This window comes from Bifidobacterium sp. ESL0820, assembly GCF_052606235.1.
Genome location: NZ_CP199594.1, coordinates 1,018,471 through 1,031,808 on the forward strand (window position 1 = coordinate 1,018,471; position 13,338 = coordinate 1,031,808).

The following is a 13,338-nucleotide window of genomic DNA, read 5'->3' on the forward strand; positions in this document are numbered from 1 at the left end:
GAGCAGATGCTGAATATTGCGGTCGATATAAGAGTCGACACAGTAATGCGATTAATCGGACAATACGACGCTGGCACAACAGTTAATGGTGGCTCGCCGTACCGTGCGGATCGGGTATCACGGATTGCTTCGTGTGTTGTTTTTTCGGCCCGGTGGTATGGTGTGAAAATAGGGGCATCAGGAATGTGTCCGTCTTCCGCAGTGGTTCATGCAATTGGATGCAGGGGCTGGCGTTGAAAGGCTGAACGGTTTTCCGATGGACAAGACGTTACAAGGCAAAGCGGCACTGTTTCGCTGGTTCGACCGTCACGAACCAACAGACAATGCCCAGTGATGGTAAGGGGTTTACGAGTCATGCATGTGGTTTCCCAACTGCGTCGCACGTTGGCGATGATGGTCGTCCTGCTGGGCCTGCTGGCAGGCTTGGGCGTCGCGTCCGCCCAGGCGGACGCTCCCATACTCACCGGGGGGGGGATCGTCAGACCCCTCGTGTAGCTAAGCAAACCCCCGCCACTCTCCCCAGCAGCGCAAAAAACACTCCACTTCCCACACCATCACCAATACAAGCCACCGCACCATTAAACCCAACAGCAAATCCAAACACCTCGTCAACGCCGACAGGCACGCAGGACAACACAGGCTCACCTTCGACCAAGCCATTCAATAACAATGAGACGGATAGCCAGGCCACGCACAGAGTGCGCTTCGACCCTGCCGACGGGAGCAAGCCAACACAGTCAGCCGTAAAAACCGGCACTCTCGTTGTACCTCCGGAACACAACCCTGTACGTGAGGGCTTCCGGTTCGACGGGTGGACACTCGACAACCAGCCTTTCGACTTCCAGACCCCCATCCTCCAAGACACCACCCTGACTGCGCAATGGAGCAAAGCAACAGACTGGACGCTGAGTCCGGATCACGGGCCCGCCTCCGGCACCCGGCTGACCATAATCTCGCCCGACAGGCAGGAGCCCTACTATGTCAGTATCCAAGCCGCCGGGCAGCAACTACTCGGCCTGACCGGTGACGGCCGCATTTACACCTGGACGCAAGACAACAGACCAACACAGGTTCCCTCCCCCGCCCAGGCTCCCGACGGGTTCCACTACCTGCAGGCAGCAGCCGACAGCCGATGGCAAGCCGCATTGGGATCCGACCAGCACATCTACACCTGGGACAGCCGACAGGCCGTGCCTACTATCCTCGACACCGACCGGAACGCCAGGTTCACCAGCATCAACGTGAACGATGGCCTGCTGCTGGCCATTGACCTGCAAGGGCAGGTCCACACCTTCCAAGCCAGCCAGTCTGACACCCAAGGCCCAGCTGCAAAGTCCGGAGAACAAGCTGCAACAAGCCTGCCCAGTCATACTCAGGCTGTAACCGCTGTCGCCTCCGTCAGCCGGGTCCTCATCGCGGATGCGGACGGACAGGCATGGACCTGGGATGCAGACAACACCGGAAAAGCCAAACCCGTGCGCGTCAGACAGGACCTAGGCATGCGCACCGTCCAAGCCCAATCCCTCAACCAGGGATTCCTCCTGCTGGACGCGAACGGGCAAGCCTGGTACCTGGCCGACAGCACCACCAGCCCTACAGCCCTTAGCCTGCCGGACGGCGCGAAAACCAGCCGAGCCATCGCCAACAATGACCAGGCGTTGATCACGGACACAGAAGGACACGTTTGGACGTGGAAGCCCGGCGATACGCCCGTACGCGCAGACAACGAGAACAAACAGTACATACAAGCCGTCAGCGTGGGCAGCAGGATCACCGCCATCAGCAGGCAGGGCAGCATATTCAGGTGGAGCCTGGACGCTCAAGGCAAACCCGGCAAGCCAGCCAGACTCAACACCAACACCGCCCCCACCCTGGAATCAGCCGGCCTGGACAGCCAGCCGCTCAAACTCACCAAGACCGGCGACGTATGGCAGACGCCGATCCCCGCACGCAAGCCAGGGCCAGCCGCCATCCTCCTCACCGGAAAGCAGGACGGCCAGCCCTTCACCAGAAGCCTCAACTACACGGTCGACCAACAGCTGACCAGAGACACGGAACCAAACACCACCCACACAGTCACCTTCAACACAGACAGCGGAACCCCCACACCAGCAGACCAGCAGGTCTCCTACCCATACGGCCGGGTCCAGAGGCCCTCCCCCGACCCAACACGCGACGGCTACCAGTTCGACGGATGGTTCACCGGCAGCATCGCCTACGACTTCAGTAAGCCTGTCACCAAGGACCTGACCCTGACCGCCAAGTGGACACCCACGAGCCGGAACAGCACGTGGAGCATCAGCCCCGACAAGGGCAGCCAGCTGGGCAGGGAATCCACCACCATCACCCCACCGAACACCAGCCGAGGCATCAGATTCAATCAGATCAGCGGAGGAAAAGACTACGACCATGGTTTTTCCTTGGCTGTGGGCAGCGACGGGAACGCCTACGCCTGGGGAGACAACAGCAGTGGCGAACTCGGCGACGGGACACCCAGCGGCCACCGGAATACGCCGGTCAGGGTGAAGACGCCCGACCGCAACACGTACCCGGACCTGCCCAAGGATTTCACCTACGTACAGGTCAGCGCCGGAGCAAATCATTCGCTGGCCATCGGCAGCGACGGATACGCGTACGCCTGGGGAAACAACAGCTCTGGACAACTCGGCAACAACACCAGCGGCGGCAATCCCAATCCTGTTCCTGTGCGCGTGCGCGACCCCAGCAGCCCCGCTGACACGAGCAAAGGACTGCAAGCCATACAGGTGAGCGCCGGATACGATCATTCGCTGGCCGTGGGAAGCGACGGATACGCGTACGCCTGGGGATACAGCTACAATGGCGAACTCGGCAACAACACCAGCGGAGGCAATCCCAATCCTGTTCCTGTGCGCATGCGCGACCCAGCCAGCCCCACAAACAAGAACAAAGGACTGCAAGCCGTACAGGTGAGCGCCGGAGCCAATTATTCGCTGGCCGTGGGCAGCGATGGATACGCTTACGCCTGCGGGTATAACAGCTTTGGTCAACTCGGCATCAACACCAGCAACTTCAATGCGAATCCTGTTCCTGTGCGCGTGCACGACCCCGCCAACCCCAATGACACAAGCAAAGGGCTGAAAGTCACACAAGTGAGCAGCGGAATGTATCATTCACTGGCTGCAGGCAGCGATGGATATGCATACGCTTGGGGATCCAACAGCTATGGCAAGCTCGGCAACAACACCAGTGGCACCTATGCGAATCCTGTTCCTGTGCGCGTGCACGACCCCGCCAACCCCAATGACACAAGCAAAGGGCTGCAAGCCACACAAGTGAGCGCCGCAAACGATCATTCGCTGGCTGCAGGCAGCGATGGATACGTCTACGCCTGGGGAAACAACTGGTTTGGACAGCTCGGCAACAACAGCACAGCGGATCTGTCTCTTCCTGTGCGCGTGCACGACCCCGCCAACCCCAATGACACAAGCAAAGGGCTGCAAGCCACACAGATCAGTACCGGAGGATATCATTCGCTAGCCATAGGCTCGGACGGGAACGCCACAGCATGGGGAGACAACGAGAATGGCCAGCTCGGCAGCAACAGTATCCCCATAGGAAGTAATAACAGTAACGCTATGAGTCTTGTTCCTGTGCCGGTAACGTTCAATCCGCAGCTGGCAATTACTGGTGTCAGATTCGACCAGACCCCCGTCGCAGGACTGAAACGCAGCGATGGCAGCAGCGTCACCGTGACCACGCCAGCTCACCAACCGGGTACGGTCGTAGTCAGCGTCGACTACACACTGGGAGGCGCACCCCAGCAGCCCGACACCTCCCTCAGATACACGTACACGCCTGTAGCGCCTGTAGGCGTACTCCCTCGCGCCGGCGAGGACGGCATCCTGCTCGCCCTGGCCACCGGCATGACCGGTATGGGCGGGGTCCTCGCCTCTCGCCGTCACCGGAGGGAACAACACCTACTGTCACACGCTTCGCACGAGTAAGACAAGCCGGGAGCGTATCAATCCCCCGCTCCGGCTTACAGGGGGCGCACAGAGGCAAGTGTCACTAAAGGCTCAACCCCAAGGGAGCCGACACTCCTCCCGCGTCCCCACCACATTTAACTTATCGATCAACCACCCGACAGCCACAATAAAAGCGGCTCTCCTCGACGCTGGGGGTTGTTGTTTTGCATTGGGAACAAAATCTGCGGCTGTTTAACTACTTATCACCGGGCTTGGCTACACAGACCATATGCATGACCCGGCCAAGCGTGGACAATGCAGCGCCGATCAGAGGCACATTGCTGCTGTCGGCGGCCCCAAAACATGAGACCCCCTCTCCCCAAACTAAGCCAGCCCTTCAGCCTTCTGTCACCAGGCACATGCCGAACTTAGTGAAGGCAATAAGAGTCGATAGGGCGATGCTTACAGGCCGTTTCCATTAGTGATGCAATTAGCCAGAAACACAAAACCAATTACCACATGGTCGTCTACAGCGAGAACACCTATCACGAGTTGCATCGTGTGTTATTTATGGACTGGGTGGTAAAGTAAAAACGAGGGGATGTCGAAAAGACAGCTGGCTTCCGCCATTGGCTGATGCAATCATGCTGGACTGGCGCTGACAGACAGAAAGGCTTTCCGACGGTCAGAACTTTGTATAGGCAAGCGGCATTGGCTACGTTTGATGTTTGGTGAAGGGGTTTTGGTTTCATGCATCTGGTTTCCCGTCTGCGTCGCACGTTGGCGATGATGGTCGTCCTGCTGGGCCTGCTGGCAGGCCTGGGCGTCGCATCCGCCCAGGCGGACGCTCCCATCCTCACCGGGGGGGGGTCGTCAGACTCCTCGCGTAGCTGAGCAAACCCCCGGCATTTCCTCCAGCAACGCAACCAGCACGCCACTGCCCACACCATCACCTTTACAGACCACCACACCATTAAGCCCGACAGCAAGTCCAAATACCCCGTCATTGACGACGGATAGCCCGGACAATGTAGACCCCGCTTCTATCAAGCAATCCCATAAGACGGATGATCAAGCCACACACACGGTGCGCTTCGACCCAGCCGACGAAAGCACACCCACCCAGGCGAGCGTGAAAACCGGCACCCTTGCCACTCCCCCGCAGCAGAATCCTGTACGCGAAGGCTTCCGATTCGACGGATGGACGCTTGACGGCCAGCCCTTTGACTTCCGGACCCCCATCCTCCAGAACACCACCCTGAAAGCACAATGGTCGAAGATAACTGACTGGACGCTGAGCCCGGACCACGGGCCAGCCACCGGCGCCCGACTGACCATCAACCCGCCCAACCCGCAGGAACCCTACTACACCAGCATCCAAGCCGCAGGAGAGCAGACAGTCGTCCTGACAGGCGACGGCCGCATCTACACATGGACGCAGGACAGCACGCCAAAACAGGTCCCCTCCCCCGTCCAGGCTGCCGACGGGTTCCACTACCAGCAGGCGGCAGCAGGCAGCCGACGGCAGGCCGCGCTCGGATCCGACCAGCAGATCTACACCTGGACCAGCCAGCAGCCCGAACCCGCGACCCTCAACACCGACCAGAACACCCAGTTCACCAGCATCAGCATGAACGGCGACCGACTCATAGCCGTGGACCGGCAAGGCCGGGTCCACGTCTTCCAAGCCGATCAGACCAACAGCCAGAATCCGAATCCAAAGCCCACCGAACAGGCCACAACCAGCATGCCCGGACAAGCTCAGGCCGTCCTTGCCGTAGCCTCGGGCAACCGGATCCTGGTACTGGATCCGGACGGGCAAATCTGGGCATGGGACGCAAGCAAAACCGGCAACGTCAAGCCCGAACGCATCAGGCAGGATCCAGGCATGCGCACCGTCCAAGCCCAAGCACTCAACCAAGGATTCCTCCTCCTGAACGAGGACGGGCAAGCCTACTACCTGGCCGACAACACAACTGAACCCACAGCCGTCAACCTGTCAGAAGGCATAAAAGCAAGCAGGATCACCGCCGACAAGAACCAGGCCATCATCACCGACAGGAGCGGCCACGTCTGGTCCTGGAAGACAGACGCAACCCCCATCCGGTCGGACAACAGCAACCAGCCATACGCTCAGGCCGTCCTTGCAGGCGACAGAATCACCGCCATCAACAGGCAAGGCGGCATATACCGATGGAGCCCGGACAAGCAAGGCCAGCCCGGCAAGCCAGCCAGACTCAGCACCACCACAACACCCATCCTGGAAACAGCCAGCCTGGACAGCCAACCACTCAAACTCAACAAGAGGAACGATGCATGGCAGACGGACATACCCGCCCACACGCCAGGACAAACCACCATTCTCATCACCGGCAAACAAGACAACCAGCCCTTCACCAGAAGCCTCGAATACTCAGTCGACCAGACCCTGACCAGAGACGTCCAGTCTGGCTCCATTTACAAGGTCAGCTTCGATACCACCGGAGGAAGCCAGGCGCCCCAACCCCAACAAGTCCCCTACCCGTACGGGAGGGTGCAGCGGCCCTCACCTGATCCGACGCGTAGCGGCTATCAGTTCGATGGTTGGTTCACCGGCAACATCGCCTACGACTTCAGCAAGCCCATCACAGAAAACCTCACCCTCACCGCCCGCTGGACAAGCAAAAACCCAAGAACCACGTGGACCATCAGCCCTGACAGGGGCAGCCAGTTCGGCAATGAAACCACCACCATCACCCCGCCAGACAGCACCAGCGGCGTTAAATTCAACCAAATCAGTAATTCAATTGGATCTGGCTTCATGCAAAATAGCGTTTCCTTGGCTGTAGGCAGCGACGGTAACGCGTACGCATGGGGAGACAACAGGTCTGGCCAGCTCGGCAACGGGATGACCACCCAGCAGAACACGCCAGTCCCGGTGAAAAAGCCAGCAGGCGTGTCGGCTGACTTCACCTATGTGCAGGTCAGCGCCGGATACCGATATTCACTGGCCTTGGGCAGCGACGGATACGTATACGCCTGGGGAGACAATACATATGCCCAGCTCGGCAACAACACCAGCGGCGGCTATTCAACTGTTCCCGTGCGTGTCTGTGATCCTTCTACACATTCCAACGTAAATACGGGACTGAAGGCCATACAGGTTGACGCTGGAGGTGAGCATTCACTGGCAGTCGATAAGGAAGGTAATGTCTGGGCATGGGGCCGCAACGGGAACGGTCAGCTCGGCAACGGCACCAGCAGCAGCTACTCGAGTGCTCCCGTACGCGTGTGCGATCCAGAACATCCTACGGATGCAAGCAAAGGGCTGGTGGCAATAAAAGTAGCTGGCGGAGGAGCTCACTCATTAGCGATCGACAGGGACGGGGATACCTGGGCTTGGGGATTCAACAGTTACGGCCAGCTTGGCAACAATGTCACGAACGGCTTCGAAGGTGCGAATCCTGTTCCTGTGCGCGTGCGCGACCCGAACAATCCCGACGATACAAGCAAAAACTTAAAAAGCGTTCAAATCAGCGCCGGTTTTGAACATTCCATTGCTATCGATGCCCAAGGGAACACCTGGTCATGGGGATGGAATTATTGGGGCGAGCTCGGACAGAATACGACGAATCAGGATATTCTTTCCCCAGCTCGAGTATACAATCCCGACAATCCCAGTATCCCTTTCAAAGCCAGCCAAGTCAGTGCGGGATACGACACTTCCCTAGCCGTTGACACCAATGGAATTGCATGGTCGTGGGGACGAAACACTTATGGCCAACTTGGCTATACCAATTATGACGGTTCAATAGCCCACAACCGGCCGGCAAGAGTGCGAAATCCTGCATCCCCAAATAACACCAATCTAAGCTTTAACAGCACTCTCGTCAGTGCTGGAAACTGGCATTCCCTGGCTATCGGCAAGGATGGATACACATATGGATGGGGATACAACAAGTATGGTCAACTTGGCAACAACAGCAACAAAGATGCCTATGTCCCGACGTTAGTGGAGTTTAACCTGGCTCCGGTAATCAGCGCAGCTAGGTTCGACACCAGCCCTGGCAGGCATCTGACTCCTATCAGAAACAGCAACAGCGTGACCGTGCTCACGCCCGCACACCTGCCAGGCACGGTCACGGTCAGCGTGGACTACACGCTGGGCGACTCAGGACGCGCGCTGACCGACACCTCCCTCAGATACACGTATCTGCATGCAGGCGTGCTCCCCCGGGCCGGAGGGGAGGGCATCCTGCTCGCCCTAGCCACCGGCATGACCGGCATGGGCGCGATGCTAGCCTCACGCCGCCACCGGAGGGAACAACACCGTCTATTGCACGCTTCACACGAGTAAGAAAAGGCCTGGGGCGCATATCAATCCCCCCTCCCCAGGCCAGAACAGGGGAGCAGGGAGGCCAGTGTCACTTAAGGCTCAATCCCCAAGAGAGCCGACACTCCTCCCGTGCCCCCACCACACTTCCGCAGGCATATACACATGGCCGCACAACCGGCCGGTTCGGGAGTATCAGAACAGGACGGCAATGATTCTGCTCTGCACCAACCTGGTCGACACTGGGAGAATCCCAGCAGCTGCTGCTCCCGCCATTTACAGGACATCCAACCGACAACCGTCAAAGACCTTGAGCGGACAGCATCGATAAACTGCCACGCAAGGCCTTAGATGCCGCCATCCGCGACTCCCCGACCTCACCGGCAATCTCGTCCAGAACCGTCACCACCCTCGCCGCTTCCCACGCACCTGACCTGCCGAACCAATCTACTCCTGGACAGACGGAGAGCCTGGGAATCGGAGCACCGGGTAACAAAGCACTGCTTACCTGCTGTTTTTCTTTGCCAGTGAGGCGATTAACCAGCAATACGGTTAGGCATAGGGATCAATCAAGTCTTGGACTACATTTCGAAGCACTTATTGTGAGTTACACCATGTGTGGTGCTTTTTCGGCTAGCATGATGAGTGCAATGCGGTTGGGTCATTGGTTGGGTTTCGATGTGGCTCGAGGGGTCACTTTCTGACGGGTAGGGCATTGTAAGCAGTGGTCATCGGCACACTCTCGGGGACGCTGGAGGTAGATGTGTCCGATGTGGGCGAAAGGTGTTCGGCTTATGCATCTGGGTACCCATCTACGTCGTATCTCGGCAATGATGATCGTCCTGCTGGGCTTGCATGCTGGCCCTGCTGCGGCATCCACCAACGCGGACAGTGATGCACTCCCCGCTCTCTCCGGCAGCGCCACCAGCACTCAACTTTCCTCGCCATCGCCCCTGAAAACCGCATCACTGCTAAAACCTGCAACAACTTCAGATGCCCCTTCAACGTCGACTGGCATTCCGGGCAGCACAGAATCGGCTCCTTCGGCCAAGTCATCCGATAAGACTGACGATGAAGCCACGCACGTGGTGCGCTTCGATCCTACCGATGGAGGCACGCCTTGGCAGGCAAGTGTGAAAACCGGAACCCTCGCCGCACCCCCGAAACAGAATCCCCAGCGTGATGGATTCCGGTTCGAAGGATGGACACTTGACGGCAAGCCCTTCGACTTTCAAACGCCCATCCTCCAAGACACGACACTGACTGCGAAATGGAGCAAATCTGCAGACTGGAGGCTGAGCCCGGACCACGGGCCCGCCACCGGCTCCCGCTTGACCATCAGCCCGCCCAGTCGGCAAGAACCTTGTTACATCGCCATCCACACAGCAGGCAACCAGACAGTCGGCCTGACCGGCGACGGCCGCATCTACGCCTGGACGCAGGACAGCACACCCGTACAGGTTCCCTTCCCCGCCCAGGCTCCCGACGGGTTCCACTACCTGCAGGCCACGGCAGGCGACCAATGGCAGGCAGCATTAGGATCCGACCAGCACGTCTACACCTGGACCAGCGAGCAAGCGACGCCCATGATTCTTGACGCCGGCCAGAACTCCAAGTTCACCAGCATCAGCATGAACGGCAACCTGCTGCTGACCATCGACCTGCAGGGACAGATCCACACCATCCAAAACAGCCAGGACGACAGCCGGGATCCGACCAGGCTGCCCGGTCAAGCGCAGGCCGTCACCGCCGTCTCCTCAGCCAGCCGTATCCTCGCCTTAGATGCAGACGGGCAAGCCTGGGCTTGGGACACAACCAACACTGGAAGCGCCAAGCCAGAACGCATCAGCCAAGACTCGGTCATGCGCACCGTCCAAGCCCTCGGTGAAGGAGTCCTCCTATTGGACGCAGGCGGGCAGACCCGATACTTGGCCGACAGCACAACCAGTCCCATAGTTATCAACCTGCCGGACGGCGTGCAGGCCAGCAGAATCACCGCCAACAACAGCCAGGCCATAATCACCGACAAGAACGGCCACGTCTGGACCTGGAAGCCAGGCAAGACACCCGTCCGCGCGGACAACAGGGAACAGGTTTACGTGCAGGCCACGGCTGCCGGCAGCGGGATCACCGCTATTGACAGGCAGGGCAACATATTCAGATGGAACCTGGACGCCCAGGGCAAGCCCGGAAAACCAGCCCGGCCCAACACCATCCAAGCGCCCATCCTGGAAACAGCCAGCGTGGACGGCCAGCCACTCAACCTCACCAGAGATAAGGATTCCTGGCAGACGGACGTGCCCGCCCACACTCCCGAGTCGGCCATCATCACTATCACCGGAAAACAAGGCAATCAGCCCTTCACCAGAAGCCTCAGCTACACGGTCGAACAAACCTTGACCAGAGAGGTCCAACAGGGCTCCGCCTACACGGTCCATTTCAACACGGGCGAAGGAGGCCCAGCCCCCCAGGACCAGAGCATCCAGCCAGTCTACGGCAGGGTCCAGCGCCCCTCCCCCGACCCCACGCTCGAAGGCTACCAGTTCGACGGATGGTTCACCGGCAACATCGCCTACGACTTCAGCAAGCCCGTCACCGGCAACCTCACCCTCACCGCCAAATGGACCAGCAAAACCCCCAACACCTCCTGGAGAATCAACCCCAACAAGGGTAGCCAGCTCGGCAACCAGACCACCACCATCACCCCACCAGACAGCACCAGTGGCATCAAATTCAGCCAGGTCAGTGGCGGAGGATACGTATATGGTGATCTGACGGGGTATTCGCTGGCTGTGGGCAGCGACGGGAACGCCTACGCCTGGGGACTGAACTGGTATGGCCAGCTCGGCAACAGCACGTCCGTCCAGCAGAACACGCCCGTCCCGGTGTCAAAGCCTGCAGGCGTGCCCAAGGATTTCACCTACGTGCAGGCTGATGCCGGCGGCTATCATTCGTTGGCCATCGGCAGCGACGGCTACGTGTACGCCTGGGGACTCAACGACCACGGGCAGCTCGGCAACCACACCACATCCAATTCGTCGCTACCTGTGCGCGTGCACGGGCCGGGCAACTCCGGCGAAGGGCTGAAAGCCATCCAGGTCGCCGCTGGAGCCTGGAACTCCATGGCATTGGCCGCCGACGGCACCGTATACACCTGGGGCGGCATATCCAAAGGAGGCGGTGATGACTGCTTCAGCCCGCAGAACGTGCCCACGGCCGTCAAGAACCCTTCGGATGCGAGCGGCGTCCTCCACGCCGTGCAGATCAGCACAAGCTGGTCCTTCGACATGGCCATCGGCCAGGACGGGTACGTGTACACCTGGGGCTACAACACCCATGGCCAGATCGGCAAGAACACCAGCGACGAGAGTTTCCACCTCACGCCCAGCCGCGTGTTCGCCTCAAACAAATCCACGGCTGCTGCGGGCCCCTGGCTGAAAGCCGTCCAAGTGAGCGCCGGCGGATGGTTCGCATTAGCTATCGGCGAGGATGGCAACACATGGGCATGGGGCTATAATCTGTACGGTTCGCTCGGCAACGGCTACAGCAGCAGTGCGAATCCTGTTCCCGTGCGCGTGCAATACCCTACGAATGCGGGCGCAGTGACAGCCGTGCAGGTGAGCGCAGGAGTTTATCATTCATTGGCCGTCGACACGGACGGGAACACGTGGGCATGGGGCTACAACGACTATGGTCAGCTCGGCGACAACGCCACCATTGACCGGAATTCCCCTGTGAAGGTGTTTGCCTCCGCGCAGTCCAGGAGCTCGGCCGGACCCTGGCTGAATGCCGTGCAAGTCAGCGCAGGATGGCGGCATTCACTGGCGATTGGCACGGACGGAGTCGCCTACGCCTGGGGACAGAACTGGTATGGCCAGCTCGGCAATCCCAATGCAGGAAGGCAGAGTCATGTTCCTTCACCGGTGTCGTTCAACCTACAGCCGGTGATCACCGGCGTCACCTTCGACACCAGCCCCGGCACGAACCTGATCCGCAGCGATGGCAGCAGCGTCAACGTCACCACGCCCGCACACCAGCCAGGCACAGTCACAGTCAGCGTTAAATACACAACGGGCGGCGCGGGAAATACCCTGACCGACACTTCCCTCAAATACACGTACATGCCTGCAGCACCTGTAGGCGTGCTCCCCCAGGCCGGCGGGGCAGGCATCCTACTCACCCTGGTCACAGGAGCTGTGAGCATGGGCAACGCGCTGGCCTCCCGCCACCACAGGAGGAAACGGCATCAGCTGTCGCAGACTTAGCACGAGTAAGACCATCCAGGGGCGGGTCAATCTCTCGGCCCTGGCTTATCGGGGGCGCACGGAGGCATTCGTCACATAAGGCTCAATCCCAAGTGAGCCGACACGCCTCTTGCGCCCCTCCCACCACGCTTCTGCCGATAACAGTCAGCGGCATCTGAGAGCAGTCATATACGCGATGCCCCTGTCGAGGAGAGAAAGGAATATTGCAGGCTTGCCAAAGGGCACACGGTCCCGAGTCAGCCCGGCCTCCGTCTGTGTTCCCCGACCCGGCATGAGTACTTTAAACAATTACCCTCCCCTAGCCAAAGAAATTATTGTCGCCGGACAGTTGAACCTCGCTCGGGTGTTTATCTACGGGCTGGGTGGTAGGGTTAAAAATGGGGGATGTTGAGAAGACGACTGGCTTCCGTCAGGATTCGCGCAATCTGTTGCACGGTCTGACCTTGAGCATTGGGCAACTTCCCGACAGGAAAACGTTACGTAGGCAGGCGGCATTGGTTCCGCTTGGTGTTGGTGAAGGGGTTTTGGTTTCATGCATCTGGTTTCCCGTCTGCGTCGCATCATGGCGATGACGATCGTCCTGCTAGGAATGCTTGCAGGCCTGGGCGTCACATCCGCCAACGCTGCGGATGCTCCTGTTCTCACCGGGGGGGGGGGGTCGTCAGACCCCTCGCGTAGCTGACGGAACCCCCGCCACTCTCCCCAGTAACGCAACCAGCACACCACTGCCAACACCATCACCAGTACAGACCACCACACCATTAAGCCCAGCAACACCTAGTCCAGGCACCCCGTCATCGACGACGGGAACACC

Annotated in this window: 5 protein-coding genes; all 5 read left to right on the plus strand. The window is 59.4% G+C overall.

What is annotated here, in order from left to right; all coding sequences use genetic code 11:
- The first annotated feature begins 698 nt into the window (after positions 1-698).
- Positions 699-3,986 (plus strand): RCC1 domain-containing protein, encoded by a 3,288-nt coding sequence (locus ACUIAH_RS04205; RefSeq protein WP_445341497.1) that lies wholly within the window; start codon positions 699-701, stop codon positions 3,984-3,986.
- Positions 3,987-4,697: 711 nt separating this feature from the next.
- Positions 4,698-4,841, plus strand: coding sequence for a hypothetical protein (locus ACUIAH_RS04210; protein WP_445341498.1), 144 nt, complete (start codon positions 4,698-4,700; stop codon positions 4,839-4,841).
- 193 nt (positions 4,842-5,034) lie between these two features.
- On the plus strand, positions 5,035-8,283 hold the full coding sequence (locus ACUIAH_RS04215) for an RCC1 domain-containing protein (protein ID WP_445341499.1): 3,249 nt from the start codon (positions 5,035-5,037) through the stop codon (positions 8,281-8,283).
- A 770-nt stretch (positions 8,284-9,053) separates the two neighbouring features.
- The gene (locus ACUIAH_RS04220; protein WP_445341500.1) at positions 9,054-12,524 is read left to right on the plus strand and encodes an RCC1 domain-containing protein; all 3,471 of its coding nucleotides are present in this window, start codon (positions 9,054-9,056) and stop codon (positions 12,522-12,524) included.
- Positions 12,525-13,056: 532 nt separating this feature from the next.
- Positions 13,057-13,206 carry a hypothetical protein gene (locus ACUIAH_RS04225; RefSeq protein ID WP_445341501.1) on the plus strand — a complete coding sequence of 50 codons (150 nt, stop codon included), beginning with the start codon at positions 13,057-13,059 and terminating at the stop codon, positions 13,204-13,206.
- Positions 13,207-13,338 lie beyond the last annotated feature (132 nt).

What these genes read in the sequence shown, in the direction of transcription:
- ACUIAH_RS04210 (WP_445341498.1), top strand. Translation starts at nt 4,698, where the DNA reads ATGCATCTGGTTTCCCGTCTGCGTCGCACGTTGGCGATGATGGTCGTC.
- ACUIAH_RS04225 (WP_445341501.1), top strand. Translation starts at nt 13,057, where the DNA reads ATGCATCTGGTTTCCCGTCTGCGTCGCATCATGGCGATGACGATCGTC.
- ACUIAH_RS04220 (WP_445341500.1), top strand. Translation starts at nt 9,054, where the DNA reads ATGCATCTGGGTACCCATCTACGTCGTATCTCGGCAATGATGATCGTC.